Source organism: Longimicrobiales bacterium (assembly GCA_029245345.1).
Lineage (GTDB): Bacteria > Gemmatimonadota > Gemmatimonadetes > Longimicrobiales > Gaopeijiaceae > CALFPJ01.
Map to the genome: position 1 here is coordinate 48,418 of JAQWPM010000019.1, position 25,798 is coordinate 74,215.

A 25,798-nucleotide genomic window follows, 5' to 3' on the forward strand; every position below is an offset into this window, starting at 1 on the left:
GGCGATGAAGATCCTGGTCGCGAACTGGCTGGACCGGGAGAACCCGCAGGCTGGCGGTGCTGAAGAGCACTTGCACCAGATCTTCGGGCGACTCGTTGCACGAGGTCATGACGTGACCCTCCTTTGCTCCGGCTGGAAGGGCTGCAGGCAGAGGACCGTGCTGGACGGCATTCAGGTTCATCGCTCCGGGGCGCGCTACACCTTCTCCCTAACCGGGCCCCGGTACTTCAAACGGCACCTCGCCCGCAACGATTTCGACGTGGTCGTCGAAGACCTCAACAAGGTCCCGCTTTTCACCCCCTACTGGACCGACGCTCCAGTCGTGCCGCTCGTTCACCACCTGTTCGGGACGACCGCCTTTCAGGAAGCTTCGTTCCCGCTCGCTGCTGCGACGTGGCTCCTGGAGCGCACCATCCCACAGGTCTTCAAAGGGATGCCGAGTATCGCGGTGTCCGAGAGTACGAAAGCGGACTTGATCGGGCGGGGACTCAAAACCGACATCGAAGTGATCACCAACGGGATCGATCTGGAGAAGTACTTTCCGGCTCCGCCCGCCCAGAAGGCGGCGGATCCCACGTTGCTGTATTTGGGCCGAGTGAAGAAGTACAAGGGCATCGACCTGTTGTTGCGCGCAGTCGCTCGCCTTGAGGAGGAAGGCCTCCGCCTGCGCTTCAAGGTCGCGGGTACGGGTGATGCGCGTGCCTCGCTCGAGGCTCTCGCGGTGGGACTGAACATACAAGACCGAGTGGATTTCCTCGGCTTCGTCGACGAAGAAACAAAACTCGAGCTCCTGCGGACTTCCTGGGTGCATGGCCTGACGTCGCCCAAGGAAGGGTGGGGAATCGCCAATTTGGAGGCCGCCGGATGTGGCACGCCCGCAGTGTCGAGTGATTCGCCCGGACTCAGAGAATCCGTCGTTCATGAACGCACGGGGCTGCTCGTCCCACACGGTGATATTGGTGCGCTGGCAGAAGCTCTGGGGCGCCTCGTGAGGGAGCCCGGCCTGCGCGCGGAGATGGGCCGTGCGGCCCGTGCCTTTGCCGAGTCATTCTCGTGGGATGCTTCAACGGAGGCCACCGAACGCTTCCTCACGCGGGTGGTCGGCAACTCACAGCCCGGCTAACTTTTTTGTGCAACATCCGTCATTCTGTCAGTCCGGAGGCTACCTCTTGAGAGTTCAGATCGCTCAGCGACACTGCGATGTTACCGATGACGTTCTCCAACGGACCGAAGACTTGGTCCAAAAGCTCAACAAATATGAGCCCCACGTTGGCACCGCCGAGGTGGTATACAGCGAAGAGAAGCACACCAAGCACATTGAAGTAATTCTCCATATCGACGGAGCCGCCCCGATCGTCGCCAGGGCTGAAGAGAGGGAGTTTCGCTCAGCTCTCGATAGGGTCCTCGACAAATTGACCCGGATGCTCAAAAAGCAGCGGGGACGCCGGACCGATCACCGAGCCCCGAAACTGTCCGAGGTGTCGACAGATCTCTCGGAAGCGTCGACTGAATAGACTGATGAGTATCGGTTCCGGATCGCATAGCCTGTGAGGACTTCCTGAGCTTGAACAGTGTAGGAATCGGAGACATCCTCGAAGCCAAGAGCCAGACGCTCGGCCTTGAGGTGTTGACCCCAGATGTGTCCCTGGACCGCGCCGCTTCTGATCCGGACATCACCTCGCCCGGATTGGCCCTCGCGGGACACACAACCCGGACTCCATTCGGTCGAATGTGGGTCTTCGGTGAGACTGAGATGACGTACCTCGAGGGACTCGACGAGGCCGAGGCTCGGTCGCGGTTGCGCGACCTGTTCGCCTTCGACGTCCCCGCCGTGTTCATCACCAAGGGACAGGTGGTGCCTGAGTATTTCATCGAGGAAGCGCAGAACGCCGACGTGCCGGTACTTCGATCCAGTGAGAGCACGAAGTACTTCTATGAGCGGATAAAGTCGTTCCTCGAACGGGGGATGGCACCGCAGACGACACTCCACGGCTCCCTCGCAGACGTTTACGGCGTGGGCCTGCTCTTCGTGGGAGAGAGTGGCGTCGGGAAGTCCGAGTGTGTCCTTGATCTTGTGGAGCGGGGCCACCGACTGGTCGCGGATGACCTGGTCCTTGTCACGAAGCAAGGAAACGACGTCCTCATCGGTCGTGGGCACGAACTGCAAAAGCACCACATGGAGATCCGGGGGGTCGGGATCATCGATATCTCGGCGATGTTCGGTGTCCGGGCGATCCGGCAACAGAAGCGGATCGAGGTCATCGTCTATCTCGAAGACTGGAACCAGGAGGGCAACTACTCGCGGACCGGACTGGAAGAGGAGTTCGAGGACATTCTCGGGATTCAGATACCGAAAGTCACGGTGCCTCTGAATCCCGGAAAAAATATTACGGTGATCGCCGAAGTGATCGCTATGGATCATCTCTTGAAGTACTCCGGCGTCCACTCAGCCCGACGTTTCGACGAAAAGATCCGTCAGTACCTGGAGCAGGATTATGAGTGAAGGCGCCGCCATCGGAGTCGTGGTAGCTCATGGCGCTATGGCCGAAGGATTGGTTTCCGCGGCCAAGAAGATCGCTGGAGCTCCCGCCGAGGCGTTGATCGCCCTTTCCAACGATGGCAAGAGCCCAGTCGAGCTCCGAGCGGAATTGGACTCTTTGGCTGGAAACAATCGAGCGGTGGTCTTCGTGGACCTTCAGTCCGGAAGCTGTGGCATGGCAGCTTTGTCCTGTTGTAAAGATTCGGTCCGGCGTGTCGTAATCTGCGGCGTCAATCTCCCGATGATTCTCGACTTCGTATTCCATAGCGAGGAGCCGCTTCCTGATATCGTGGCGAGAGCCGTGGAAAAGGGCCAAGCCGCGATCGCGCCGGTCGGCAGCTAGTATGGGTTCACCGCTTGTCGATTGAACTGTTTCGGGTCGACGAACGACTGATCCACGGTCAGGTCGTCATAGGCTGGGGGCACCAGGTCCGCCCGGATCGATACGTCGTTGTCGACGACGAACTCGCGTCGAGTGAATGGGAACAGGATCTATATCGGCTTGGAGCCGGTACGGCCGACATCCTCTTTGTGGACACAGCGGGCGCGGTGTCCCGGATCGCCGAGTGGTGTGACGACGAGCCGAGGACGATCCTGCTGACCCGCGACGTCACAACGATGTGCCGGCTCGGGGACAGTGGAGCACTTCGCGACCAGTCCGTGAACCTCGGGGGGATTCATCACGGCCCCGGTCGTCGCGAAGTGCTCACCTATCTGCACCTCACAGAAGCGGAGATGGATGACCTGAGAGCCCTTGAGGCTGGGGGCGCGAAGGTTACCGCCCGCGATCTTCCAGACGCACGCGAGGCCCCCCTCTCTCAGCTTGTGGGCCGGTAGGTGGAACTCCTCTACATCGGGCTGCTAGGAGGCCTCCTAGCACTTGATACGACGTCCGTCGGGCAGTTCATGTTTTCGCGCCCGTTGGTGGCAGGGGCCGTCACAGGTTGGGTACTGGGCGACCTCTCGCTCGGCTTGACGATCGGCGTCGTCCTCGAGACCTACATGCTCGTTTCCTTTCCTAGCGGGGGCGCTCGGTTCCCGGATGGAACCACCGCCACTGTCGTCGCAGTCGCAGCCGCGTCGGTGGTGCCCAGCGCGGGAGCTTTGCCGTTGGCGGTCGGAGCAGGCCTTTTTTGGGGCCAGGTCGGCGGATGGTCGGTAACGACGCTCCGGAAACTGAACGGGCGTCTCGTTCCGGAGTCCTCAGATCCATCTGTGACCGTCCGTAGGGTAACCCTCGTTCAGTTGAGTAGTGTGCTCTTGGACTTCCTCCGAGGGGTGATTGTGACCGTCGTGGGAGCGGGCCTCGGACGGTTGGTCGTCTCTGCTTTGGCCGACTCGTGGCCCCTCGCAGAAGCTCCGTCCCTGGGACTTCTAGTTGTCGGTGGCGCGGTCTCGGTAGGCATCTTACTTCACGACCTGGGCGGCTTTCGCAAGCGCCGCGTGTTGTTCGTCGCTGGGCTCGCGCTGGGCATCATCGGGGCGCGCTTTTTATGAGCCCTCCGCTGACCCGCTCCACTGTGATCTCGGCCTTCTTGCGGTCCTTTTTGATCCAGGGATCGTGGAACTACCGCACCATGATCGGGAATGGCTTCGCCTTTGCGATGCTGCCGGCGCTGAAGCGGATGTTCGGGGACGACCCAGAGGCGTTGGACGCGTCGCTACGACGCCATGTGAACCATTTTAATGTGCATCCTTACCTATCCGGGCTGGCATTAGGTGCCGCGCTCCGACTCGAAGCTGATGGCACCGACGCGGAAACAGTGACGCGGTTCAAGATGGCCATACGCGGCCCCTTGGGAGGCCTGGGGGACGCCTTGGTCTGGGCAACCTGGCTGCCCGCTGTATCGATGCTTGCCTTGGCCCTGTGGTGGGTCGGAACGCCGGACTGGATGACGGTGGTCTTCTTCTTAGTGCTTTACAACGCGGGGCACCTGGCCTTACGAGTGTGGGGCTTCCGCAGCGGTCTCCGAGAGGGTCGTGAGGTGGCGCAGGCGTTGACCCGCGCCAATCTCGTCAACATCCACGATCGCTTACGAGAAGCGGCGACAGTGATGATCGGACTCCTTGTCGGGGTCGCCTTGGCGAGCCCGACGGGGCTCGTACACACTGGACTGCCTTGGGCTGCCCTGGGGATGCTAGCCTTCGTCGTCGGACTCAAGATCGGTCATCGGATCTGGAGGCCCACGGCAATCGCGGTGGTAACCGCCATCGCGAGCCTTTCCACTTGGGGAATTGTGACGTGACCGAACAGGCACGGATAGAAGAGGAGGTCCAGATCGTGAACCGGGCCGGAATGCACGCGCGCCCGGCCGCTGAATTTGTGAAGCTCGCCGGGGGGTTTGCCGCGAACGTGACCATCGAGAAGGACGGCTTGGAAGTGAACGGAAAGAGCATCATGGGTGTTCTCATGCTTGCCGCAGAGCAGGGGAGTACGCTCAAGCTTACCGCCAGTGGTGAGGACGCCGAGGCGGCTGTGGAAGCTCTCGCGGACCTCGTGAAGCGGGGCTTCGAGGAAAACTGATGCCCACGATTCTCGACGGACTTCCTGCCTCCGAGGGCATCGCCTCTGGCAAGGTGTTCTTGCTGGACTGGGGTGTCCCAGTCGTTCCCCACCGCTCCATTAAGTCGGAGGAGGCCAAGGCCGAGGTGGCTCGGTTCCAAGAGGCCCGCGATTGGGCGCGGGAACGCCTGAGCGAGATTATGGCCCGTACCGAGGAACGGCTGGGTACGGTAGAGGCTCGCATCTTCGAGCCACAGATCCTCATGCTCGACGACCCTGCGGTCGTAGACGGTACGGTCCGCTACATCGAGGAGAACAACCTCTCGGCAGAGCGAGCCTTCGAGTGGCGCATGCTGGAGCTGAAGGCGATGTGGGCCAGGACGTCACATCCCATGGTGTTGGATCGCCTAAACGATCTTGAAGACTTGATGATCAGAGTTCTCCATAGGCTCTTGGGACATCATGATCCGACCGATCTGGCCCTGGCTGAGGAAGGCGTGATCATCGTGGCGCCTAACCTGACGCCGAGCCTCACGGTCCATCTCGACGCCCTGAAGGTTCGTGGGGTCGCAACAGAACAGGGCACTCGGACCGCGCATTGGGCGATCCTGGCCCGGTCGCTCCAGATCCCGGCAATTGTAGGCGTCGACGGCATTTCCAAGAAGGCGCGCGAGGGACAGGATGCGATCGTGGATGGGCGATTCGGACGAATCGTGCTCGACCCCGACGGAAGCGACGTCACGCGCTTCGAAACGCGCCGTGAGCGCCTGAGAGAATGGGAAGGGGAGATCGCGACGATCGCCGAACTGGATTCCGTCACAAAGGACGGCCAGTTCGTCGAGCTACGTGCGAACTTGGATCAGCCCGAAGAAGGAGAACAGGCGCGGCTTCACGGGGCACACGGTGTGGGGCTCTTTCGCACGGAATTCCTCGTGGTGGGACGTAACACGATGCCCACCGAGGAGGAGCAGTTCGAGGCCTACAAGAAGGTCGCCGAGGCATTCCCCAATAAGGCCGTATACATCCGCACCTTCGACCTGGGCGGGGACAAATTTCCGATGTTCCTTCACATGCCTCAGGAGGAGAACCCATTCCTCGGGTGGCGAGCGATAAGGGTTTGTTTGGATGAGCCTGAGCTCTTTCGGACGCAACTACGTGCGCTGCTCCGAGCGACGGCGTTCGGAGACATGCGCATGATGCTCCCTCTCGTGAACGAAGTGGACGAGATCCGCCGGACCCGTGAGATGGTGCAGGAAGAGGCTGCGAAGCTGGACAAGGAGGGCATCGAGTACAACAAGGGCTACAAGCTGGGGGTGATGATCGAAACGCCAGCCGCTGCGCTCGAAGCCGCCGAACTCGCTCGCCATGCCGACTTCTTTTCGATCGGGACCAACGACTTGGTCCAATACACACTGGCGGTGGACCGCACGAACACCCGCCTCGCGAAGCTGTACAACCCGTTCCATCCGGCCGTCCTTCGGCAGATCCAGTTGGTGGCTCGAGCCGGCCGCGCAGCCGGTATCGAGGTGAGCGTATGCGGCGAACTCGCCGCGAACCCTCTCGCCGCCTTTCTCCTCTTAGGGTTGGACATCACGGCTCTCTCTATGGCGTGGCCGTCCCTCCCTGAGATCAAGAAATTCATCCGCGACATTCGTATTTCGGACGCGCGCGACGCCGCCAAAAAGGCGTTGGCTGCCTCGGACAGTCGTGGGGTCACCCGAGCCCTCGCTGAAGGCATAGGGGACTCCGTCGACCTCAAGCTTTTTCAGGGTCGCTGGAGCTTGTCGGTCCCGGATTGATTCGGTACGGTTCAGCCGCTCCAGAAGCCGCCCGCAGAACCCCAACGCCAGGCAGATCACATTGAGTCGCACACTCTTTACTTCAGAGTCCGTCACCGAAGGTCACCCGGACAAGATCGCAGACCAGATTTCGGATGCCGTCCTCGATCATCTCCTTGCCAAAGATCCCAACTCGCGGGTGGCATGTGAGACGTTGGTGACGACCGGACTCGCCTTTGTTGCGGGTGAAGTCACCACCGATTGTTATGTGCACATTCCGGATGTGGTGCGTGGTACGCTGGCTCGGATCGGCTATACGAATGCGATGTACGGAATCGACTCGAATACGTGCGCGGTTCTGACGAATCTGGACCAGCAGTCTGCCGATATCGCGATGGGCGTGGATACCGGAGGTGCAGGTGACCAGGGCATGATGTTCGGGTACGCCTCGAACGAGACACCCGAATTGATGCCGGCTACGATCCAGTATGCCCATGCGCTCACGCATCGTTTGGCTGAAGTGCGTAAGTCGGGTGAGGTGCCTTGGCTCCGACCGGACGGAAAGAGCCAAGTCACGGTCGAATACGACGGCGACAAACCTGTTCGGGTTCACACCGTAGTGATCAGTGCTCAGCATCACGACGATGTGCACCAATCCGACATCATCTCGACCCTGACGGAAAAGGTGGTTAAGCCGGTCATTCCGGCCGAGTTGTTCGACGAGGACTGCATCCTGCACATCAACCCGACGGGCCGGTTCGTGGTCGGCGGACCTCACGGTGATGCCGGCCTGACGGGCCGGAAGATCATCGTGGACACCTACGGTGGTGTGGGACGGCACGGAGGCGGAGCCTTCTCAGGAAAAGATGCGACCAAGGTGGACCGCTCGGCCGCCTACGCGTCACGTTGGGCCGCAAAGAACATCGTGGCTGCCGGGCTCGCGGACCGATGTGAAATTCAGCTCGCTTACGCGATCGGGGTCGCGGAGCCGGTGTCGATCCGGGTCAACACGTTCGGGACCGGAAAGGTCGAGGAAGCGGAACTGACTCGCGCACTACGAGAGGTCTTCGACTTCACGCCATCGGGCATCATCGATCGACTCGGCCTGCGATCGGCCATCTACACGCCCACGGCCGCCTACGGCCACTTCGGGCGCACGCCTGAGGTCCGAAAGCCTAGTGCGGGGGGTGACGAGGTCCAGTTCTTCTCTTGGGAGCTCACGGATCGAGTGGATGACCTCAAGAATGCGGTTGGTGCCTGAGGGAGTAGAACCGAACGCTCGCTTTGGAGTACTGGTGGGCGCGCATAGGACGGACCGTCCTGTTTTTATCCTCGGTCGGAGGACCTCGCCGTTGCTGGTTGAAGTGAGAGTTCAGGAATTGGGGCTCGACAACTCCAACAAGACGCCTGTCGTGTTATTGCAGGAACTCCAAGGTGAGCGCGTGCTCCCCATTTGGATCGGCCCCAGCGAGGCGCGCGCTATTGCGGTTCAGATGGCAGAGATCCCGTTCCCGAGACCTCTGACCCACGATCTCTTTTGTTCATTGCTTCACGGGCTGGGCGGGACACTCCAGAAGGTCATCGTGACCCGAATGGAGGGAGGGACCTACTACGCGCAGCTGCTTGTAGAGCGAAATGGGGAGGTCTTCTCGGTAGATGCTCGTCCGTCCGACTCGATCGCTGTGGCTTTGAGAGCCAACGCTCGGGTCTTCGTAGACGACGAACTTCTCGAGGCCGACACCATCGAGATCTCTGAGGGCGAAGAAACGCCCCAGGGACTCCCGTTTGCAGCAACGGAGGAGGGCAATGGCCCGGGCCCGGTGGACATGGGGCCAGAAGAGCTGAAGGAACACCTGCAACGACTCGCCCCTGAGGACTTTGGCCGCTTCAATCCGTAGGCTCTCGTTAGGACGTCGGGACAGGCTGATCAACCAGGCTGCCCTCCTCACGCTCCTGCTGTGCAGCCCCTTCGCCCTCCAGGCGCAGGTCGTGGGCGACCCCGTCCTGAACGGGACGGTGAGTGTGGGGGATACCATGCTTACCGAGGGTATGGTCACGCTCCATCACCTCCGTGCGGACGGTGAGGGCGAAGTCGACTCCGCGACGGTGTCGCAAGACGGGTCTTTCAGCCTCCGGCTACCCAGCCTGCCGGACCCGGACAGGCAGGACGTCTTCTTCGTGTCGATCGAACACTCAGGGGTTTTCTACTTCGGAAACCCAATCACGTTGGCCGTCCAGCTCGACTCAGCATACACCATTCAGGCCTATGACACGCTCGTCGCCCCGGTGAGCGGATTCCCCTTCACGCTTCAGGCCCGAAACATCTTCTTCGAGCCTGAAGGGGATCTTTGGCGCGTGACGGATCTGTTCCAACTGATCAACCCGCAAGACAAGACGGTGGTGTCCCTCGAAGGCGGAGTCACCTGGCGATATCCGCTCATGGACAACGTCACAGACTTCACGGTCAGTCAAAGTGACCTGGCTCCTGATGCCACATCGTTCGAGGATGGCGACGTTGTCCTGCGCGCCCCAGTGACACCGGGCGAGCGCCTCGTCGTCGTTCGTTATGTGACGGACGACGTGTTCGTGACTGTGCCCACGCCCGGCACCACGCTCGCGATGGACCTGCTCGTACGTGAACCAGCGCCGCTCCTCGACGTTGAGGGACTCAGCTTCGTTGAAAGCACGGAGTTGGAGGAGGGAACCACGTATCGCCACTTCAGTGGGGCTGATGTGTCGAGTCCTTCGCTTCGTTTGATCCCGGCGGAGGAGCCCTTCGAGCCACCGGTCGAATGGGTTGCCGTCGTGTTGGCTTTGCTTCTGGCAGGGGCGGGGATCGTCACGATGAAGAAGTCCCCTTCGGCTACCATCCGTGCGGACATGGCATCAAGCCGCGAGGACCTCCTCTTGGCGATCGCTCGGCTCGACGAGTCATTCGACGCTACGGATCCGGCCGATGCTGCTGCCGCAGCCCAGTACCGTCGATCGCGCGCAGAACTTCTACAGAGAATTCGAGAGGCCGTTTAGTGGCACCTGTCGGTACCCGTGGAGTCCTACTGCGGGGCCACGACTACGGGGACACGAGTCGCATTCTCCGCTTCTACACGTTGAACTACGGCCTCCTGAGTGTCATGGCGCGGGGCGTCCGCGGGCGAAGCGGGAAGGGCTCTACGACCATCTCCACCTTCGCCACCGGAGACCTAACGGCCTACGTGAAAACCGGTCGTGATCTGCATACGATGAAGGACTTTTCGTGCACAGAGCTTCGGGAAGGCATCGGTCAGGACGTGTTGCGCTTTGCGGGGGCCTCAGCCGCCGCGGAGTTGGTGTTGGCCCACGCGGATCAGGAACCTCATCCGGAGCTTTTCCATGCGATTGAGGACAGCTTGGACTCCCTCGGCTGCGCCGACCGGGAGCACGCGCCCATGGCAGCGCTGTCAGCCCTTTGGCGCATCACCGTAGGGTTCGGATTCGCCCCGCAGCTCGACGCCTGCGTGCTCTGCGGGCGAGGCCTGGAATCTGATGAGGTGGCGCGCTTCGATTTTGGGGCCGGCGGGGTGCGCTGTTCTGATTGCGCCGATGAAGCAGCCGGGCCGCGCGTCGGCCCGATCGCACGAGGGCAGGTGGGAGCCCTCATCGCGGGCGACCTCACTGTGGAGATCCAACATGCTCGCCGACACCTGGGCCTCGTGTCCGACTTCGTCGCTTATCACGTGGTGTCGAAACCCTTGAAATCTCTACACTTCCTGGGCGGCCTGCTGCCCCACGATCAGGAAGTACCGGAATGAAGCACCTGATTCTCGGCACAGCCGGGCACATCGATCATGGAAAGACGGCACTTGTTGCTGCCTTGACCGGAACTGACACGGACCGCCTTAAGGAAGAGAAAGAACGGGGCATCACCATCGAACTGGGCTTCGCGGAGCTCGAGCTGCCCGAAGTGCACTTCGGAGTAGTCGATGTTCCAGGCCACGAGGCGTTCGTCCGAGCGATGGTGGCGGGCGCCGCCGGAATGGATGTCGTCCTCATGGTCGTGGCCGCCGACGAGAGCGTAATGCCCCAGACGAGGGAGCACCTCGCCATCATCGAGCTTCTCGATGTGCCGGAACTGGTCGTGGCGATCACGAAGCTCGATACCGTTGACGCTGAATGGCTCGAACTCGTTCAGGCGGATATCGCTGACCTACTGGAGGGCACCCGGTATGAGGGAGCGCACGCCGTTCCGAACTCCGCTGCGTCCGGAGAGGGCCTGGCCGAGCTGAAGGACGTCTTGGGCGACGTAGCCACTCGGGTTGAAACGTCTGCATCGGCGGACCTCGTCCGGATCCCATTGGATCGGGTGTTCACCATCCAAGGCACTGGCACGGTGGTTACTGGCACCGTGTGGACCGGTTCACTCGCGAAGGGTGACCGTGTGCGGATCTTGCCTGCAGACCTCCAAGCAAGGGTCCGCGGGCTGCAAGTTCACGGAAAAGAGGTGCAGGATGCGCGCGCGGGTGATCGGGCCGCCGTAGCGTTGACAGGTGACGGCTCAGATCGCGACGTCGTTGCACGAGGGGCAACGATGGTCTCATCTCCCGCATGGGACGCCACATGGATGCTGACCGTTCATGTAGGTCTGCTGCCCGACACGACGTGGAATCTTGAGCACAACCAGCGGGTCCGAGTCCACGTCGGGACAGCCGAGGTCATGGCCAGAGTCGCACTACTCGAACCGGACTCCATCATCGCCGGGGGGCGGGGGTGGGTTCAACTTCGTCTCGAGGAGCCCGTCGTTGCGCGGGCCAGAGATCGTGTCGTGCTCAGGGCCTATTCGCCGGTCACGACGTTCGGAGGGGGTGTCGTGGCGGAGCCACTTCCTCCCAAACGCAACCGACTCACTGACGTCGAGCGTGAGCATCTATTCCGGATCGCGGGTGGGGCCGCCGTAGATTGCATCGGCTCTCTTCTGGAAATGTCTGGCTGGCACGGGATCCGACGAGACTTGCTGCCAGTTCTCAGCGGGCTGCCGCCAGAAGTGGCGGCAGCGGTGCTGGGTCAAATGTCGGAAGGAGAGCTACTCGCTTCGACGCGTAGGTTGTTTTCGGCGACGATTTTGAAGGCGGGCCGCACCGGTATTCTCGAAGCGGTGTCATCCGCCCACGCCGCAGACCCGATAAAACCAGCGATTCCGCTCGCGTTGGCCAGGTCAGCTGTCCCGAGATGGGCCAATGAGGAGGTCGCTGACGCTCTGATCGACCGACTGTGCGACGAAGGCACCCTTGAGCGAGTCGAGGGCGGAGTTAGGGACCCGGAGCACAACGCGGAGCTTTCTGCAGACCAGAGCGCCGCTGTGACTCAGTTAGAGGCCTTCTTCTCCGCGGAAGGCCTCACTGCACCCCTCGTTGACGAGTATCCAGATGAACTCTTGGCGCGATCCGATCTCTGGTCGCTCCTAAAGCACATGGAAGCGGATGGGCGTGTTTCTCCCGTCGCGGACCGATACTACGTGTCGGCACAGGTACTCTCCGATGCAATTTCTCGAATCCAGGCGTCCCTGAGCGGCCGGCACGGCCTCGGACCAGCCGACTTCCGTGAGGTCCTGGATGTATCACGACGACACCTTATTCCCTTGCTCAATCACTTCGATGGGCTGGGGGTTACGTTGCGGGGAGAAGACGGGCGAGAGGTGCCATAACCAGGGAAGGCACCTGGATTTGCAACCATTCGCCCCTCCGACTGTACAAGACCTATCGACTTGGCCGTTTTTCCATATTCTTGAACAGATTTCACTTGACCGTGACGTGACTGACCTCGTACTATGGGAAAGGCACGGAGTCGCCGAAACACCACCTCGCATGGAGCGCGATCGACCCTAGGCTACTGCACAATATGTGCGGAGGTATCAATGAGACGCATAAGCGTCTTGTTCGTCCTCCTCTCCTTGTTCGTCGTGGCGGAAGGCCTGTCTGCCCAAGATTCAGGCCCACCCACGTCGTCCGGACAGGCGAACGGATTTCAGTTAATACAGAACTATCCGAACCCGTTTAATCCTGAGACAACCATCCCCTTTATTCTTGAGGCGGATCTGTTTGTTGACGGACGTCCTGCCCTAGTGTCCGTGCGTATCTTCAATCTTCTCCAGCAGCTGGTCGCATCTCCTGTCGCCCTCGGACATCCCACCGGCGACGGTATTGAGGTGGTCCAACTCGAATATGCACAGCCTGGGCGCTTTGAGGCATTCTGGAATGGCACGGATCAATCCGGACGCCAAGTCGCCTCGGGCATCTACCTCGTGCAGCTCACGGTCAACGGGATCAGCAAGACCCGAAAGATGTTCGTTCTCAAGTAGAACGAACCTTGGCCAAGGTTCATGGCAGATCCCACCGATGACACCGAACCCCGAGTCGCGGTCGGGCACACCGGAGTACCGAAACTCCCAGACGCCTGGCCGACCGACACGGTCCTCGCGCGTGAGCGGCTCGCTGAAGCTGAGGCCAACCGTTCCAAGCAACTGACGTTGCTCCTCGTAGGGACCACACCCGCGGCCCTCCTTCCGGTACTCGCGGCCGTCTGGACTGACAACAATGCGCTCGCCGTCGTTTTCGTCGTGGGCGCGATGATCATACAAACGGTACGCTGGCGGACCGCAGCCGGCATTGTAAACACGCTTGAAACGGAACTGGAGGACGCTCTCGTGGAGCAGGAGGGATCGCGTCTCCTGGAGAGCTAGGGCGCCTTTTCGTCGAGCAGGGCCAAGAAGTCCTCAGGCTTCTCGAGTTCCTTCAGCATCGCCAGCACATCAGCGTCCTTCGCGAACTGTGCGATCTTGCCTAATACCGGCAAATACTGATTGGAGACTTCCAACGGCGGCGCGGCGATCAGGAAAAAGTTGTGCACCGGAGCGCTGTCGATGGCGTTAAAACCCATGCCCGCAGGCTTCCTGCCATAGGCCAGGCGGAGGCGACTTACGACGAGCGACCGGCAGTGGGGAATCGCAATCCCTTTGCCAATTCCCGTGGAGCCGAGATTCTCACGACGCTTGAGCGTCTTGAAGAGGATGCCCTCGGACTTTTCGTCGAGCCCCACGAGTGCCACCAATTCGCGGAGCAACTCGTCCTTGGATCCGGCCTCCAAGTCGAGCTTGACCGCATCGACTGTGAACAGCTCTTTCAACCTCATCCGTCGCCTCCGAAGTCCGTTTCGGTCGCGGGTCGTTTACCGAGAATCGGAGAATAACCACTCGTTCCCAAGGAGGGCAGGGCCCGCACGCGTCCCGCTTCACGGTCGCACGAATCACGGGTAGCTTCGAGGTATGTCTGCGCACCTCCTCTCCATGCTCTCGGGCGACCACACGCCCTTGTACCTCGCGCCCCAAGCTGGCGTAAGCGAGTCGCCCTTTCGACGACTGTGCCGGCGGTATGGTGCCGACGTCGTGGTGAGCGAGTTCGTGAGTGCGGCTGGTATCGTCATGAATTCGCAGCGGGCACGGGACTACCTCCGCTTCGACGAAGAAGAGCGACCCATTGGGATCCAGATCTTTGGTGCCGATCCTGGGATGATGGGCGATGCGGCGGCGTACGTGGCCGAGACATACGGACCGGACTTCATCGACATCAACTTCGGATGCCCGGTTAAGAAGGTCGTGAAGCGTAATGGCGGCTCAGGCTGCCTCAGAGATCTCGACTTAGTCCAGACCCTCATTCGCGCAGTGGACGACGCCACAGATCTCACCACCACGGTGAAGATCCGGAGCGGCTTCGATCAGAAGAGCCGAGACCCGGTCGCGATCGGCCTCCGCTGCCAGGACGCCGGCGCCAAGGCTATATGTCTCCATCCCCGCACCCGAGCCGACATGTATTCGGGAGAGGCACAGTGGTCAGAGATCCGCGACCTCGTCGAGGCCCTCGACATCCCTGTCATCGGAAACGGAGATATCACCTCGGGCGAAGATGCGCGGCGAATGAGGGACGAGACCGGGTGCGCCGCCATCATGATCGCGCGGGGCTCACATGGGGACCCGTGGATGTTCGCACAGGCACGAGCTGCCCTAGACGGCGATCCCATACTGCCGGACCCGAGCGTGGAGGAACGCTTCCAGATCTGCCTCGAGCACGCCCGCAATGCGATCGCATTCGAGTCCAATCCGGAACGCGCGATTATCGATTTCCGGAAGCACTTGGGATGGTATACGAAGGGGCTGCCCAGCGGGCGTCTGCTACGGATCGAACTGTTCCAGTCCGAGACTCTGGACGACGTGGAACGGCTCCTGGAAGGGTACCTCGACGAGCACAGGGCCGGGGCGACGGCCTGACACGGGTGGACCGGGGCTACCCGCTTCCGGTAGACTTCCTACCACAGCTGTTTGACAGATCATCTGCATTTTTCGGGGGCGTCACGGTTTCGACGTGTTCGGTGAAGGTGGAGTAGCGTGCCGAGGTCTCGATCCTCGTAAATAATTCGGGAAAAATTCTAATTGCCAACACTGATATGGCATTGGCCGCTTAAGTAACCCTTAAGTAGCTCGTTTCCTGAGTCGCCCGCCCGAGGCGTCTCCTGAAGCGACGATAATTCGGGCTGGTCCCCCCGCTTTGCCACCGGGTGGGGGGCGAGATTTTAGGTGGCTGGCCGAGGGTCCGGTTGTTCGCTGGCCCCCCGAGGCGAGACTAATCAGCGCTCTACGCACGTAGAAGCTTCTCGGGATCCGATCGCGGACGCGGGTTCGACTCCCGCCGCCTCCATCAGAAAGACTCTGATAACCTCAAGGTTGTCAGAGTCTTTCTGATATCTAGGCCCCAAATGCCGCGGCGGGCGGCGAACCCGCGCGTCCTCGGGCGAAACCCGAGGACGCAAAGCGAGGTTCGAGCCGACGAGCGCAGATGGTCTGCCGTTTGGCCCGCCCGATATCTCGAGGAGCCGACGGCAGCCGCAGGCTGTCGTCACTCCCGCCGCCGCCTGGGCAGGCATCCCGCCAACCGTGCCGCACCCACCCAAACCGTTTTACCTTCTTCGCAGCTAGGAACCAACTCCACCTGCACCGCGTACACTGCTGCAGAATCCACCTCGAACCCTCGGATGCCCGAGTGCGCTCAAAATTCGCCCTGTTAGGAATGACCTTCCCGCTCATCATGGTCCTCGACATCTGGACCAAACGATGGGCGCTTGACGCTCTGTCGATCCGGAGCAGTGAACTCTTCGGCGGACTCGTGCCACTTACGCTCGCCTACAATAAAGGTGCTGCGTTCGGGCTTAGCGTGGGCGAGGACTCCCGCTGGTTCTTCGTGCCGGTGACGTTCATCGCGCTGGTGCTACTCGGAGTACTCTTCAAGGAGGCAGCGAAGAACGACTACCTGCGCATCATGTCGATCGCACTCGTGGTGTCCGGCGCGGTCGGGAATCTCTACGACCGCGTTCGCTGGGACATGGGGGTCGTGGACTTCCTCGGGCCGGTAGATCTGGGATTTTGGCTCTTCCCGATCTTCAACATTGCGGACATGGCGATCACATGCGGTGCTGTGCTCCTCGCGATCTCCTTCTGGTTCGAGGAGCAGGCTGAGCGGCAAATGGAAGCAGCGACGGTCGACCCTGCAGAGCCGACGACGGAAGAAGCGACACCGTAGCGCCGGACCGGTCCTAGTCGTTCAGGTCAGCAGTTCCCGGAACGAACAGCAGATAGTCGACTCGGCGGCCCGTCATCCGGGTCACCCGCAAGCTTCCGGAAGCGACGTCCACCTGATCGCCCACGACAGGGATGCGATTGAGTCGACCGAGTACGAACCCTCCTACCGTGTCGTAGCCCTCTTCCTCTTCATCGTTCGGCTCGAGCTTCAGGCGAGCGGCGGAGTCTCTCAATGAGACGCCACCCCAGACCTGCACACGGCCACCGGCCTGCTCCAGGAAATCCACCGGCTCGTCTTCCTCGTGTTCGTCCTGAATCTCACCGATGATCTCCTCGATCAGGTCCTCGAGGGTGACCAGCCCTGCCGTCCCCCCGAACTCGTCGACCACGATCGCCATCTTGATACGTTGCGCACGCATCTCAGAGATCAGGTCTTCGACAGGCTTCGAGGAGGGAGAGAACGGGGCAGAGCGCATCACGTCCGCGAGGATGTCGACTCCATCTTGATCCGCTCGCCACAGATCTCTCGCGACTACGACACCGACAATGTTGTCGATCGTTCCGTCGAATACAGGTATCCGCAGATGTCCAGTATCCAACATGACTCTCTTGGCTTCAGACACCGTGGCTGTGATAGGGACCGCGGTCATGTCGGTCCGGGGTGTCATGACCGAACCGATGGAGACTTCATCAAGGCGGATCACCCTGCTCACGACGTTCCACTCGTCCTCGTCCAGCGCTCCTTCGCGCCGCCCGATATCGGCCAATACTTCAATCTCCGAACGGCTCACCGTCGGGGGTACGCTACTGCGAGCGATCACGCGACCAATCCAGCCGAGGGGCACAATGACCGGCCTCATGGTCAAGACCATGAAACGAAGCACGTACGCCGAAGGGATGGACAGTTGCTTCCAATAGGTCGCACCAAGCGTCTTCGGCAGGATCTCTGCGAAGATGAGCACTGAGAACGTCAGCAGCGCTGAGAAGATCGCCACTGCGGTGCTTCCAAAGAGGCTTCCCGCGACGGCTCCCCCCACCGCTGCACCCATCGTGTTGGCGAGTGTGTTCAGTGTGAGGATCGCAGCGATCGGCTCCTCCACCTTCTTCTGGGCCTTCTCGTACCAGGCGCCAGCCCAGTGACCACTCTCACGGAGGAGGCCAACGTGGGAGTGGGTGATCGAGAGAAACGTCGCTTCGAGAACGGAGCACAGAAACGAGATCGCGAGCGTGGCCGCGAGAATCCAAGCGAGGGTCATCATTGTGGCGTGAGTATCGGTAAGCGGATGGCGGGCGACAACCCCGCGCTAGGCGTCGAATGGCTGCACATGCGGGGCTGTATGGACGTCTCGTCGGCAGATCCGCATCCTTCTCAGTCCCCCCGTCCGATTCCAGAGCCGCCGAGGATCCAGGCGCACGTCCATCGAATTCCCCACGGTTAGAGCTTCCCCCACTGGAGGAGGTCGAGTGATCGCTCGACCTCGACTCATGAGGATCGGGGCACGATCCCGGGTCTCTACAACCTCAATGTTGAGCGGGTGCCCGTGCGTCAGCTCGTGGGGATGCAGGTACTGATCGCGTTCTGCTTCTTGCACAACAACTAGGTCTTCGGCGACCTGACCTTAGCCACGGCTGATTTGGGTGGGTGCGTTTTTGGAGGCACACGCGGTGACGCAGTTCGTCGTCCTGCGCCGGTGGTTCATCCGGTTCGAGAAATTCTATGAGGCACGTTGTTCTTTGGTCGTACATATCGCGGTCTTCACCATCTCTCGGTCGCCTTTCTCTCTCACGCGCTTCGATCTCGTCGCGACGAGCGGGGTCGACATTCGCCATCGGCTTCGAGCCGAAATTGCTTCGAGTCCTCCACGCCGACCGCGAACCGCGAGGCGTCGATACGGTAGGCGAAGAAAGCGAAGATTAGGGAGTGCGAGTCGGTTCCGCTCGCGTTACCATCCTCGTTCTGATCAACACCAACACCGAGCGGAGCTTCGAATGGCATCGTATACCTGCGGACAGTGCGGGATGAGCGTAAACATGACCTGTGCCAAGTGTGGCCAAGAACTCGTGAACGACACGCTCACCAAGGACGATGGGTCGACGGTTCAGGTCTCCCAATGCCCTGAGGGCCACGGCAAGATCAAGTCGCCCATGTGCTGCGCCGTCGACATGACCTGCCAGGTCTAACCTGGCACGCCGCACAAAAGACTCGCACAACGGGCGAGGTGAGCTGAAGGGCTTCGACACGGCGTCCGCCCCTCCCGAGCCCATTCGTACGTCGGATCGACTCGACCCTGAAATCTTCCAGCTTCCGGTCGAGAAAATGCGTGCCGGATATTATTCGGATAAGTACTTCGTCCGGGCGCGTGAGGTACTCGCAAACAGCGGCCTCGACCCTGTGGTCACCATGCAGGTCTTCCAGAAGACTGAGGCGTTCGTAGCGGGCACGGACGAAGCCATCGCGATTCTGAAGTTGTGTCTGACGGACGGGTACTCATTCAGTGATCTCGAGGTCTCGTCACTGCACGACGGCGACCGGGCGCGTCCATGGGAGACGGTGATGCACATCACCGGTCCCTACGCAGCATTCTCCCACCTCGAGACACTGTATGTGGGAGTCCTGGCCCGGCGTACACGCATCGCTACGAACACACGCGCGGTGGTTGAAGCGGCTTGGCCACGCCCAATCATGTTCTTTCCTGCACGCCATGACCACTGGATGGTCCAAACGGGAGACGGGTGGGCTGCGCATGTGGCAGGAGCGATCGGGGTCTCGACAGATGCCCAGGCGTCATGGTGGGGATCTGAGGGCGTGGGCACTGTTCCGCACGCACTAATCGCCGCGTTCGGAGGTGATACCGTGGGGGCGACGCAGGCCTTTGCGGACGCCATGTCGGACGATGTGCGCGTCATCGCGCTGGTCGACTTCGACAATGACTGCGTGGGCACGTCACTCGCTGTCGCTCGGAAGCTGGGCCAGAAGCTGTGGGGTGTCCGACTCGACACTTCGGCAGCTCTCGTGGACAAGTCGCTCGACGAAGAAATGGGCGACTTCGATCCGCGGGGTGTGAATCCGCGCCTGGTGGAGCATGTGAGGACCGCTCTCGACGCCGAGGGCTTCCAACACGTGAAAATTGTTGTATCCGGAGGTTTTTCGGTTAAGAAGATCCAGTACTTCGAAGCTTCCGGGGTCCCGGTCGATTCCTATGGAGTCGGTTCAGCCTTAGTGCGTGGTAACTACGACTACACGGCTGACGTGGTCCTCCGCGGGGACGAACCCGCCGCGAAGGTGGGACGTTGGTTCAGGCCCAACGATCGATTGGAGCGGGTGACATGAACGCAACTGCTCGAGTGGGATGGGTCGTAGACGCCCAGGTGGACTTTCTAGATCCCGAAGGCCGCCTGTACGTGAAGGACCTCTCGGACGACACCGACCGCGGGTCCGTACAGATCATGACGGCACTGGAACGTGCATTGGCGTGGATGACCGCGGACTGTGACATAGTCGTGTATACCGGCGACTGGCACGCGCTCGACGACGACGAGATCGACCCGGACTCTCCTGACCCTGCGGCGGGAACGTATCCTCCGCACTGTATGGGACGGTCAGGCGATCCGGACGAACAGGAAGGCGCGGCCATCATGCCGAGCATTCGACCCGCCAACCCGATCGTGCTCCCGCATGATGTAGGGGCGGAGGAGGCCCGCATAGTGGCTCGAACGGCGGTCTCTGAGCATCTCCCAGTATTCGTTCACAAGACACGTTTTGATGTATTCAAAGGGAATTCCGGGACGGACGCCTTCCTGAAGGGCCTCTCCATGGCTCTCGGAATGTCTCTCGAGTTCTTCGTCGTAGGTGTCGCACGTGACGTGTGTGTGACTCAGGCCATCGACGGCATGCAGGCTCGCGACTATCACGTGACGGCATTGTCGGACGCAATGTGGGGACTTGGACTGGAGCCCGAGACGGCCACGCTAGGGCGCTGGGCCGAAAAGGGACGCGTCACCACGGTGAATCAAGTGGCCGGCTGAGGCTGACCGCCACCAAAATGAAGACGGGGTGGTCGCTTTTGGCGACCACCCCGTCTTCATGTAACTCGGCTTCGTCAGCTGATCGGGCGCTGCGTCGGCTTCAGCTTTACAGACCACAGCCCTGAGGTCAGGTCGGTGAAGAAGACGTTGCCCTTGAACGGCTGGGCACCCCACACCACGCTGGTATTCGGCGTAAAGCCCTCCACTGTGAAGGGCTTGAACACGGCAATCTCACGACCCTGATTGTAGAGGTTACCCATGAGTTCTCCGGAAACGTCCACCATCCGCACGCCACCGTCGTAGTAAGCCTGGTAGAGCACGTCGTCTTCAACCCAACTGTTGTGCGTCCCGAACTCCGACACCTCGTAGCGCGCGACGTCTTTCGGGTCCATGGGGTCAGTGAAGTCGATGATGTGGATATATCCACTGAACGCGACGGGCGAACCCGTCGGGCCCGTGGGCACACGGTTGAGTCCCGTGCCACGCCACGCCTGGTCGCCTCGGCCCATGATCTCATCACCGAGGAACAAGTAGAACTTGTCCGCCGTCTCCGAATAATACGGGAAGGCAGCGTGCGTCCGACCTACGGGGTAGGGCACTGCGTTGACGAAGACAGGGTTCTCGATCGAACCGCCGTACTGCCCGTTGCCAACGTCCACGACGACAACACCCGTGCCCCACTCGGAGGAGTAGGCGAAGCCGTTATGCACCCACACGTCGTGGACGCGGCTGTCTGGATGGTTGTATTCGCTGACGAACTTGGGATTCGCCAAATCGGTGACATCGAAGATGACGTACTTGTCGCCGTTCGAGAGGGCGAACAAATAGTTATCCAGCGCAAACATGTTGTGGACGCCACCCGTGATGTGCTCGTCGTCGATGTAAGAGGCGATCACCGGGTTGTCCGGGTCCGACATATCGATGAGTACCGGCCCATCCTTACGCGTCGACGTACCCTCACGGGAAAGCGCAGCGTAGCGCCCGTTCGGAGCGACTTTCACATCGTTCACGGTACGCGCATCAACCTGGATCGAGTCGATCTTCATGATGTTGCCGACGTCGGTCACGTCCCAGAAGAACGCCCAGCCGTCCGCGCCCCAGGTGCCCGTGAGGCCATAATCGCGTCCGTTCATCCCCTCGAACATCCACAGGTCAGAGCTACGCTGATCTGAGACGGTTCCGCGGCCCATGAGCTCGATGTCCTGAACAGCGCCACGCGAGCGGACGTCGATCTTCGTACGAGCGACCATATCTCCCGCGGTAGCGAGCACGGTGTACTGACCGGGCACTTCACCAACGAACTTGCCTTCGGTCACCAGGCCTGAGGCTCCCGGCGCGTTGATGGTGTCGTCCGGCTCGAAAAAGACGGACCATGTGACCGGAACGTCCGTGACCTCAGACGCTCCACCAGTGGCCACCGCCTCGAGCGATACGACATCTCCCTGCCGAACCTGATCAACGCCACCACGGATCTCCAAGCGGGAAGCATCGAGCGTGGGAACGTCGATTTGGTATTCGCCGTCCATTCCCTCGAACGTCGCCACGATCGCGACCGAGCCGCTCGAGTGGGCGGTGACGGAGCCCCATGGGTCGACAGTCGCTACAGCTGAGTTCGACGTCGACCAAGAAATCGGTGCACCCGGACGGAGGGCACCGTTCGCCAAGAACGCTTCGGCCGAATATCCGACAGAGGTTCCGGGGTAGAGCGTCATGTCATTCTCAGGCATGACGTCAATCTTGGTAACCGCCGGCCACGTGACGATCACAGGTATCGACGCAGACACCGGAGCCTGTGACGCACTCGACGGGAGCACTACCGATACGATGAGTTGGTACTCACCGCCCTCCGCTCCAGTCAATGTGCCATTCGAGTAGGTAACCCCCCGACCACGTATCCGCAGTGTCGCGTCTACGACTTGGCCGTTGGCATCCAGGGCTAAAATTGAGACCGAGGCGGGCGCACCGGCCTCGATCACAATCTCAGCGGGATCGCTGGTAATACTGGCTACGCGGAGACCGACTTCGAGAGCCGCATCCTGAGCCGCAACCGGCGCTGCAGCCAACGCCATCACGGCCACGAGTGAACTGATACGTCTCATCTTCACACTGCTCCCTTGAAAAGGTCCTTCATGTTCGGCCTATTAGACCCCGGTCGGCTCCGCAACTGCCCTGTGAATCCGAAGAAGCGTGGAAGGTCGAAGCCGTCGACCTCCGGCGCAACAGATCGCCACCCAAACGACTGAGATCGATGAACCTACGTAACATGTTCGCCACCTCCTGTGCGGTTCTCATTGTGGCGTGTGGTGGTTCTTATGGTGGAGCGGGAAGTGCGAATGACGCACCCTCTCCTGGGCAGACCGCCGGTCCGGACGTGGTTTACTACGCGTACGTCGGCGCAGAGTCCGCCGACCTTATCCATCGCATCCGCCTGGGGCCGGAGGGCGTATCCGTCGACCAGACCACACCCGTAGGTGAGATGGCGGTCGAGACTGAGGGGCCGCACGGCCTGAACGTGTCGCCCGACGGCCAATATCTCTATATGACGACGGCGCACGGAGTGCCGGACGGCAAGTTATGGAAGTACGAGGCGGGCGTTGATACGCTCGTGGCCGCCCCGATCCTCCTGGGCAACTTTCCGGCGACGCTCGATCTCACGCCGGATGGGCTCTACGCCTTTATCGTGAACTTCAATCTGCACGGTGAGATGGTCCCCAGCACGATCTCGGTCGTGTACACGCCCGACTTGGTGGAGGTCGATCAGATCGCCACCTGTGTCATGCCTCACGGGCTCCGCATAGCTCCAGACGGCCTCTTCGCCTACTCGAACTGCATGATGGACGACCAGATGGTCGAGATCGACACGCGCACGTTTGAGGTGTCTCGTCGCTTTTCAGTTTCGAAAGGATCTGAGATGGCGATCGACAACTACGAGGTGGGTGAGGTCGTAACGGGGGCGAACGGGATGTCACAGCCTATGAGCGGCATGAGTATGACCCATAACCCCACGTGCTCTCCCACCTGGGTGGAACCCTCCCCGGACGGTGGCTCGCTGTACGTGGCTTGCAACAAGGGTGACGAGATCCTCGTCGTGAATCGTGAGACGTGGTCGCTCGAACGAAAATTCCCAGCAGGTCGAGCGCCCTACAACTTGGGGATTACCCCGGACGGCCGCGTGCTCGTGGCTTCACTGAAAGGTGCGGCGCAAGCTCAGTTCTTCGACGCTGCATCCGGCGAGATCTTAGCGACCGTTCCGTCGAGCACGACTCTCCCACACGGGGTCGCGATCTCCTCAGACTCACGGTACGCCTTCGTGAGCGTCGAAGGTAAGGGCGCCGAGCCGGGTAAGGTCGACGTCTATGACCTGGACAGCTTTGAGTTGGTCGGGTCCGCCGCGGTAGGTCAACAGGCCGGCGGAATCATCTTCTGGAAGATGGAGCCCGCGGGCTAACCCCGACCGGTGATCCGCCTGCGCATCGTCTCGATCGCAGGCAGGGGGCTGAGTTCACCATCGACGATTTCGGCGAGTTCTTCCTCACGGCGCCAATGCGCTTCGAGTTGAGCAAGCTCGAGCGCGAGTAGGCGCTGCTCAGAAGCTTCGTTGGCCGCGATCTCCAACGCGATCGCGCCGGTACGTTGTAGGTCGCCCAAGCGCCTCCCGTCCTTTATGACGATACGGGCCAAGTCTTGTGGGGACCCAGCTTCCTGGATCAGCCGGGCGGCCGACACGACCCGGCGCTCGGACGCGCCCTGGTAGTGGTGGTAGGCGAGCACACGCCGAAGAGTCCGTTCGGCGTCCTGGCCAGAAAGACGCAACCCACCGTCACGATACACGCCGCAGTTCGAGCAGCGCTGCACCAGCTCGATCTTCCCCGGCTCGGAACCCGGGAAGAGCCCGAGGCCGCCACGGTCGCTGTACGGCAAGGCGCGGAAGGTGTACCCACAAGAACCGCACTCTTCTGCGCCACGCCAGGCCGAACCCCCGAACCGGAGCCAACGAGCGGCATCGGTGATCGAGTCAGGTGCGTGGCCCATGACGAACCACATGCCCAGGAGCGTCATGCCACCGGTCGCCCAGCCGCCGACCACCACGGCACCCGCAGCGGCTGTCCCCGCAAAGGAGAGTTTCTTGTAGCGCTGTCGACGCGACGCCAATTCACGCCCGTACCGCCACCACGCTTCTTCGGTGAGCTGAGCCTTCCCCACACGGACGATCTCCAACGGACCTGACTTCAAGAGCGAGATGTTGTCCGTCTGAGACAGCAGTCGGGCCTTGTCCGCCGTCAACTTCTCGAGCTCTTCAAGCGCCTCCCATCGGTCCTCGATGGGCGCCAGCGACCATCGGCGACAGGTCGGGCACACGACCCACAGGCGCCCGCGTCCTGGATCGAACGCCACGCGCTGCCCATTGGGCAGATGCTCCAACTGATCGTTGGGCTCGAACGCGGTGGCGCAAACCAGACAGCGGGTATACACGAAGTCTCCTGTTGTGACGTAGTCGGAGGTGAGTCAGCTACCCGGCGAATATGGGTCGGATCCTCAATTTCATCCGCTGGAAGTATTGGGCTGGAGCATCGAGCGCTAGCTTGGAGTGCGACGAACTACCGAAACGACCAAAGAGCGACCGGGATGCTGCTAGTAATCGACAACTACGATTCGTTCACGTTCAACCTCGTTCAGCACCTCGGAGATCTGGGCGCTGAGCCGGTCGTTGTCCGCAACGATGAGAAGTCTGTGGCCGAGCTGGGAGCGATGAAGCCCGCGAGGATCGTCGTGTCGCCTGGACCGTGCACACCTTCCGAGGCCGGCGTCAGTGTGGAGGCGTTCAGGCAACTAGGAGCGCAGGGCACACCCATGCTCGGGGTTTGTCTTGGGCACCAGTCGATGGGAGAGGCTTTCGGCGGACGCACCGTACGAGCGAGCCGAATCATGCACGGAAAAACAGCTTCGATCCGGCACGAGGGCGACGGGTTATTCCGCGACATCCCCTCGCCTTTCGAGGTTGCCCGTTACCACTCCCTGGTTACCGACACGGCCGCGTTGCCGGAGGTTCTCGTCCCAACCGCCTGGAGCACGGACAAGGCCGACGAGGGAGAAGTCCAATCCATGCGGCATCGGGACCTCCCGCTGTGGGGCGTTCAGTTCCACCCGGAGTCCCTCTTCAGCCAATACGGCAAGCAGCTTCTACAGAATTTCTTGGAGGCGACTTGAGCGGTGGGCGGTCCCGGCCAACAGCCGCGAAGTCGACTTCAGTCGGGCAGGCGAATCCGACGCCAATTTACTTTGGATATCCGGTTGACCCTCTCCCCCCCACGCGAGTAACTTTCCTGGCGTGAATTTTGCATTGCATTTGCGCC

At 61.1% G+C, this 25,798-nt stretch carries 27 protein-coding genes and 1 other RNA gene; 23 read left to right on the forward strand and 5 right to left on the reverse strand.

Annotated elements, in window-relative coordinates; all coding sequences use genetic code 11:
- Positions 1 to 4: 4 nt before the first annotated feature.
- On the forward strand, positions 5 to 1,123 hold the full coding sequence (locus P8L30_10190) for a glycosyltransferase family 4 protein (GenBank protein MDG2240562.1): 1,119 nt from the start codon (positions 5 to 7) through the stop codon (positions 1,121 to 1,123).
- A 19-nt stretch (positions 1,124 to 1,142) separates the two neighbouring features.
- Here the strand turns inward: P8L30_10190 and P8L30_10195 are convergent, their stop codons facing one another.
- Positions 1,143 to 1,334 (reverse strand): hypothetical protein, encoded by a 192-nt coding sequence (locus P8L30_10195; protein MDG2240563.1) that lies wholly within the window; start codon positions 1,332 to 1,334, stop codon positions 1,143 to 1,145.
- A gap of 230 nt (positions 1,335 to 1,564) precedes the next feature.
- Between P8L30_10195 and hprK the strand changes: the two genes are divergently transcribed.
- The 14 genes from hprK to P8L30_10265 all read left to right on the forward strand — a co-directional run bounded on the left by hprK (position 1,565) and on the right by P8L30_10265 (position 13,532).
- Complete coding sequence (gene hprK, locus P8L30_10200; GenBank protein MDG2240564.1) at positions 1,565 to 2,503, forward strand: HPr(Ser) kinase/phosphatase; 939 nt, start codon at positions 1,565 to 1,567, stop codon at positions 2,501 to 2,503.
- Positions 2,496 to 2,882, forward strand: a complete 387-nt coding sequence (locus P8L30_10205) for a hypothetical protein (GenBank protein ID MDG2240565.1) — start codon at positions 2,496 to 2,498, stop codon at positions 2,880 to 2,882. The genes hprK and P8L30_10205 overlap by 8 nt, the downstream gene beginning before the upstream one ends.
- A gap of 14 nt (positions 2,883 to 2,896) precedes the next feature.
- A complete protein-coding gene (locus P8L30_10210) occupies positions 2,897 to 3,376 on the forward strand; it encodes a PTS sugar transporter subunit IIB (GenBank protein MDG2240566.1) in 480 nt (159 codons plus the stop codon).
- Positions 3,377 to 4,036 (forward strand): PTS sugar transporter subunit IIC, encoded by a 660-nt coding sequence (locus P8L30_10215; protein ID MDG2240567.1) that lies wholly within the window; start codon positions 3,377 to 3,379, stop codon positions 4,034 to 4,036.
- Positions 4,033 to 4,785 (forward strand): PTS system mannose/fructose/sorbose family transporter subunit IID, encoded by a 753-nt coding sequence (locus P8L30_10220; GenBank protein MDG2240568.1) that lies wholly within the window; start codon positions 4,033 to 4,035, stop codon positions 4,783 to 4,785. Before P8L30_10215 ends, P8L30_10220 begins: the two co-directional genes overlap by 4 nt.
- Positions 4,782 to 5,063 (forward strand): HPr family phosphocarrier protein, encoded by a 282-nt coding sequence (locus P8L30_10225; protein ID MDG2240569.1) that lies wholly within the window; start codon positions 4,782 to 4,784, stop codon positions 5,061 to 5,063. Before P8L30_10220 ends, P8L30_10225 begins: the two co-directional genes overlap by 4 nt.
- Positions 5,063 to 6,841: a phosphoenolpyruvate--protein phosphotransferase gene (gene ptsP, locus P8L30_10230; GenBank protein MDG2240570.1), complete on the forward strand. Its 1,779-nt coding sequence runs from the start codon at positions 5,063 to 5,065 to the stop codon at positions 6,839 to 6,841. Before P8L30_10225 ends, ptsP begins: the two co-directional genes overlap by 1 nt.
- 61 nt (positions 6,842 to 6,902) lie before the next feature.
- On the forward strand, positions 6,903 to 8,081 hold the full coding sequence (gene metK / locus P8L30_10235) for a methionine adenosyltransferase (GenBank protein ID MDG2240571.1): 1,179 nt from the start codon (positions 6,903 to 6,905) through the stop codon (positions 8,079 to 8,081).
- The gene (locus P8L30_10240; GenBank protein ID MDG2240572.1) at positions 8,053 to 8,718 is read left to right on the forward strand and encodes a bifunctional nuclease family protein; all 666 of its coding nucleotides are present in this window, start codon (positions 8,053 to 8,055) and stop codon (positions 8,716 to 8,718) included. Before metK ends, P8L30_10240 begins: the two co-directional genes overlap by 29 nt.
- Entirely contained in the window at positions 8,699 to 9,847 is a 1,149-nt protein-coding gene (locus tag P8L30_10245; protein ID MDG2240573.1) for a hypothetical protein, read from the forward strand. Before P8L30_10240 ends, P8L30_10245 begins: the two co-directional genes overlap by 20 nt.
- Positions 9,847 to 10,608 (forward strand): DNA repair protein RecO, encoded by a 762-nt coding sequence (gene recO / locus P8L30_10250; GenBank protein MDG2240574.1) that lies wholly within the window; start codon positions 9,847 to 9,849, stop codon positions 10,606 to 10,608. Before P8L30_10245 ends, recO begins: the two co-directional genes overlap by 1 nt.
- Complete coding sequence (gene selB, locus P8L30_10255) at positions 10,605 to 12,497, forward strand: selenocysteine-specific translation elongation factor (protein MDG2240575.1); 1,893 nt, start codon at positions 10,605 to 10,607, stop codon at positions 12,495 to 12,497. The genes recO and selB overlap by 4 nt, the downstream gene beginning before the upstream one ends.
- 210 nt (positions 12,498 to 12,707) lie before the next feature.
- Entirely contained in the window at positions 12,708 to 13,151 is a 444-nt protein-coding gene (locus P8L30_10260; GenBank protein MDG2240576.1) for a hypothetical protein, read from the forward strand.
- Positions 13,152 to 13,172: 21 nt separating this feature from the next.
- Positions 13,173 to 13,532 carry a hypothetical protein gene (locus P8L30_10265; GenBank protein ID MDG2240577.1) on the forward strand — a complete coding sequence of 120 codons (360 nt, stop codon included), beginning with the start codon at positions 13,173 to 13,175 and terminating at the stop codon, positions 13,530 to 13,532.
- Here P8L30_10265 and P8L30_10270 read toward each other — a convergent pair.
- Positions 13,529 to 13,981, reverse strand: a complete 453-nt coding sequence (locus P8L30_10270; protein ID MDG2240578.1) for a PTS sugar transporter subunit IIA — start codon at positions 13,979 to 13,981, stop codon at positions 13,529 to 13,531. The genes P8L30_10265 and P8L30_10270 overlap by 4 nt on opposite strands.
- A 133-nt stretch (positions 13,982 to 14,114) precedes the next feature.
- On the opposite strand from P8L30_10270, the gene dusB reads away from it, so the two are divergent.
- From dusB to lspA, 3 genes are all read left to right on the forward strand, one after another.
- The gene (gene dusB, locus P8L30_10275; protein MDG2240579.1) at positions 14,115 to 15,113 is read left to right on the forward strand and encodes a tRNA dihydrouridine synthase DusB; all 999 of its coding nucleotides are present in this window, start codon (positions 14,115 to 14,117) and stop codon (positions 15,111 to 15,113) included.
- 74 nt (positions 15,114 to 15,187) lie between these two features.
- Positions 15,188 to 15,543, forward strand: a transfer-messenger RNA (tmRNA) gene (gene ssrA / locus P8L30_10280).
- Between the two features lie 339 nt (positions 15,544 to 15,882).
- Complete coding sequence (gene lspA, locus P8L30_10285; protein ID MDG2240580.1) at positions 15,883 to 16,419, forward strand: signal peptidase II; 537 nt, start codon at positions 15,883 to 15,885, stop codon at positions 16,417 to 16,419.
- 13 nt (positions 16,420 to 16,432) lie between these two features.
- Here lspA and P8L30_10290 read toward each other — a convergent pair whose 3' ends face one another.
- Positions 16,433 to 17,677, reverse strand: coding sequence for a hemolysin family protein (locus P8L30_10290; GenBank protein MDG2240581.1), 1,245 nt, complete (start codon positions 17,675 to 17,677; stop codon positions 16,433 to 16,435).
- 730 nt (positions 17,678 to 18,407) lie between these two features.
- On the opposite strand from P8L30_10290, the gene P8L30_10295 reads away from it, so the two are divergent.
- The 3 genes from P8L30_10295 to P8L30_10305 all read left to right on the forward strand — a co-directional run bounded on the left by P8L30_10295 (position 18,408) and on the right by P8L30_10305 (position 20,444).
- Positions 18,408 to 18,599 (forward strand): hypothetical protein, encoded by a 192-nt coding sequence (locus P8L30_10295; GenBank protein ID MDG2240582.1) that lies wholly within the window; start codon positions 18,408 to 18,410, stop codon positions 18,597 to 18,599.
- Positions 18,600 to 18,735: 136 nt separating this feature from the next.
- Complete coding sequence (locus P8L30_10300) at positions 18,736 to 19,749, forward strand: hypothetical protein (protein MDG2240583.1); 1,014 nt, start codon at positions 18,736 to 18,738, stop codon at positions 19,747 to 19,749.
- Entirely contained in the window at positions 19,746 to 20,444 is a 699-nt protein-coding gene (locus P8L30_10305) for a cysteine hydrolase family protein (protein MDG2240584.1), read from the forward strand. Before P8L30_10300 ends, P8L30_10305 begins: the two co-directional genes overlap by 4 nt.
- Before the next feature lie 74 nt (positions 20,445 to 20,518).
- Here the strand turns inward: P8L30_10305 and P8L30_10310 are convergent, their stop codons facing one another.
- Positions 20,519 to 22,543, reverse strand: a complete 2,025-nt coding sequence (locus P8L30_10310; GenBank protein ID MDG2240585.1) for an Ig-like domain-containing protein — start codon at positions 22,541 to 22,543, stop codon at positions 20,519 to 20,521.
- A gap of 149 nt (positions 22,544 to 22,692) precedes the next feature.
- On the opposite strand from P8L30_10310, the gene P8L30_10315 reads away from it, so the two are divergent.
- A complete protein-coding gene (locus P8L30_10315; protein MDG2240586.1) occupies positions 22,693 to 23,892 on the forward strand; it encodes a YncE family protein in 1,200 nt (399 codons plus the stop codon).
- On the opposite strand, the gene P8L30_10320 is transcribed toward P8L30_10315, so the two are convergent.
- Positions 23,889 to 24,917, reverse strand: a complete 1,029-nt coding sequence (locus P8L30_10320) for a hypothetical protein (protein MDG2240587.1) — start codon at positions 24,915 to 24,917, stop codon at positions 23,889 to 23,891. The genes P8L30_10315 and P8L30_10320 overlap by 4 nt on opposite strands.
- A 153-nt stretch (positions 24,918 to 25,070) precedes the next feature.
- Between P8L30_10320 and P8L30_10325 the strand changes: the two genes are divergently transcribed.
- The gene (locus tag P8L30_10325) at positions 25,071 to 25,652 is read left to right on the forward strand and encodes an aminodeoxychorismate/anthranilate synthase component II (protein ID MDG2240588.1); all 582 of its coding nucleotides are present in this window, start codon (positions 25,071 to 25,073) and stop codon (positions 25,650 to 25,652) included.
- Positions 25,653 to 25,798: the final 146 nt, after the last annotated feature.

What these genes read in the sequence shown, in the direction of transcription:
- selB (MDG2240575.1), top strand. Translation starts at nt 10,605, where the DNA reads ATGAAGCACCTGATTCTCGGCACAGCCGGGCACATCGATCATGGAAAG.
- P8L30_10260 (MDG2240576.1), top strand. Translation starts at nt 12,708, where the DNA reads ATGAGACGCATAAGCGTCTTGTTCGTCCTCCTCTCCTTGTTCGTCGTG.
- P8L30_10220 (MDG2240568.1), top strand. Translation starts at nt 4,033, where the DNA reads ATGAGCCCTCCGCTGACCCGCTCCACTGTGATCTCGGCCTTCTTGCGG.
- P8L30_10190 (MDG2240562.1), top strand. Translation starts at nt 5, where the DNA reads ATGAAGATCCTGGTCGCGAACTGGCTGGACCGGGAGAACCCGCAGGCT.
- P8L30_10310 (MDG2240585.1), bottom strand. Translation starts at nt 22,543, where the DNA reads ATGAGACGTATCAGTTCACTCGTGGCCGTGATGGCGTTGGCTGCAGCG.
- P8L30_10270 (MDG2240578.1), bottom strand. Translation starts at nt 13,981, where the DNA reads ATGAGGTTGAAAGAGCTGTTCACAGTCGATGCGGTCAAGCTCGACTTG.
- P8L30_10325 (MDG2240588.1), top strand. Translation starts at nt 25,071, where the DNA reads ATGCTGCTAGTAATCGACAACTACGATTCGTTCACGTTCAACCTCGTT.
- P8L30_10300 (MDG2240583.1), top strand. Translation starts at nt 18,736, where the DNA reads ATGCGTGCCGGATATTATTCGGATAAGTACTTCGTCCGGGCGCGTGAG.
- P8L30_10305 (MDG2240584.1), top strand. Translation starts at nt 19,746, where the DNA reads ATGAACGCAACTGCTCGAGTGGGATGGGTCGTAGACGCCCAGGTGGAC.
- dusB (MDG2240579.1), top strand. Translation starts at nt 14,115, where the DNA reads ATGTCTGCGCACCTCCTCTCCATGCTCTCGGGCGACCACACGCCCTTG.
- P8L30_10265 (MDG2240577.1), top strand. Translation starts at nt 13,173, where the DNA reads ATGGCAGATCCCACCGATGACACCGAACCCCGAGTCGCGGTCGGGCAC.
- P8L30_10195 (MDG2240563.1), bottom strand. Translation starts at nt 1,334, where the DNA reads ATGGAGAATTACTTCAATGTGCTTGGTGTGCTTCTCTTCGCTGTATAC.
- P8L30_10315 (MDG2240586.1), top strand. Translation starts at nt 22,693, where the DNA reads ATGAACCTACGTAACATGTTCGCCACCTCCTGTGCGGTTCTCATTGTG.
- P8L30_10240 (MDG2240572.1), top strand. Translation starts at nt 8,053, where the DNA reads ATGACCTCAAGAATGCGGTTGGTGCCTGAGGGAGTAGAACCGAACGCT.
- P8L30_10295 (MDG2240582.1), top strand. Translation starts at nt 18,408, where the DNA reads ATGGCATCGTATACCTGCGGACAGTGCGGGATGAGCGTAAACATGACC.
- P8L30_10290 (MDG2240581.1), bottom strand. Translation starts at nt 17,677, where the DNA reads ATGATGACCCTCGCTTGGATTCTCGCGGCCACGCTCGCGATCTCGTTT.
- P8L30_10205 (MDG2240565.1), top strand. Translation starts at nt 2,496, where the DNA reads ATGAGTGAAGGCGCCGCCATCGGAGTCGTGGTAGCTCATGGCGCTATG.
- ptsP (MDG2240570.1), top strand. Translation starts at nt 5,063, where the DNA reads ATGCCCACGATTCTCGACGGACTTCCTGCCTCCGAGGGCATCGCCTCT.